The sequence below is a fragment of the Acinetobacter stercoris genome (assembly GCF_900323515.1).
Classification (GTDB): Bacteria; Pseudomonadota; Gammaproteobacteria; order Pseudomonadales; family Moraxellaceae; genus Acinetobacter; species Acinetobacter stercoris.
The window spans coordinates 1-840 of the sequence record NZ_OOGT01000431.1; the positions used below are offsets into that span (position 1 = coordinate 1).

Below are 840 nucleotides of genomic sequence, written 5' to 3' on the forward strand. Positions count from 1 at the left end.
TAGGGTCTGTTGACATTTGCTGTATAAAAAAATAGCGAGATAGTAAAATTCAATCGCCAAACCAAATTCACTACTCGCTATGCCTCGTACAATGTTGAATGATCAACACTGGTCTAAGTTAAAAGCTATTCTCCGCAATTTTAATATTTATCTCAAATCAAATTTGAGAAATTTTTTTGAGGCAATCCTATATCGTATTAGAACAGGATGCCCTTGGAGAGATTTACCCGAGGTTTTTGGTAATCCAAACTCAATTTTTAAAAAGTACAATCGCTGGTCTAATAAAGATAAGCTAATGAAAATATTTAAAATATTATCAGAGAACGCTGATCTTGAATGGATGTTTATTGATGCTACTCATGTTAGAGCACACCAACATTCAGCAGGAATCCCTAATCAGGATATTTCAAAAAGTGTTGGGGGTAATAGTTCTAAAATTCACTTAGCTGTTGACTCTCACGGTAACCCGATCGAATTTATTATTTCAGATGGAACCACCCATGATGTCAAAGTTGCCCCTATTTTAGTCGAACAATTAGATTTAACTGACACTGAAATAGTCTGTATGGATAAAGGCTATGATTCTGAAATATTAAGAGAGCAGATTAAAAATAGAAGTGCTAAAGCGAATATACGGAAGAAATCAAACACAAGATCAAGTAATGATCATATGGACTGGTATTTATATAAAATCAGACACTTAGTTGAGAATACATTTTGCCGTTTGAAGCAATTCCGAGGAATTGCTACACGGTTTGATAAACTAAAGCGAAACTTTCAAAGCGCAGTTGCCTTAGCTTGTATTTATCTCTGGCTGCCTTTATGAAATGTCAACAGACC

The 840-nt window shown here is 34.6% G+C and carries 1 protein-coding gene; it reads left to right on the forward strand.

Going from position 1 to position 840, the window contains the following annotated elements; translation table 11 throughout:
- Positions 1-79 precede the first annotated feature (79 nt).
- Positions 80-826, forward strand: a complete 747-nt coding sequence (locus tag KPC_RS20070; protein WP_121976034.1) for an IS5 family transposase — start codon at positions 80-82, stop codon at positions 824-826.
- Positions 827-840: the final 14 nt, after the last annotated feature.

Coding starts and splice junctions, on each gene's coding strand:
- KPC_RS20070 (WP_121976034.1), top strand. CDS start 80: ATGCCTCGTACAATGTTGAATGATCAACACTGGTCTAAGTTAAAAGCT.